The 314-nt window shown below is 55.7% G+C and carries 1 rRNA gene; it reads left to right on the top strand.

Annotated features, from left to right (window positions below):
* Positions 1-314, top strand: a 23S ribosomal RNA gene (locus tag JYA52_RS00050); the annotation flags it as partial.

The raw sequence follows: 314 nt of genomic DNA, 5'->3' as shown, positions 1-314 counted from the left end.
TGAACGGTCTTGAAAGGCCGGCCGTAGAGGGTGTGAGCCCCGTAACCGTAATGTTGTGCACCGCCTGGGAGGGATCCCAAGTAGCACGGGGCCCGAGAAATCCCGTGTGAATCTGTCAGGACCACCTGATAAGCCTAAATCCTCCCTAATGACCGATAGCGGACCAGTACCGTGACGGAAAGGTGAAAAGTACCCCGGGAGGGGAGTGAAACAGTACCTGAAACCGTGTGCTTACAATCCGTCGGAGCCAGTCTGATTCTGGTGACGGCGTGCCTTTTGAAGAATGAGCCTGCGAGTTAGTGTTACGTCGCGAG

Source organism: Arthrobacter pascens, assembly GCF_017052465.1.
GTDB classification, from domain to species: Bacteria; Actinomycetota; Actinomycetes; order Actinomycetales; family Micrococcaceae; genus Arthrobacter; species Arthrobacter pascens.
This window is presented reverse-complemented; position numbering and strand designations above follow the sequence as displayed.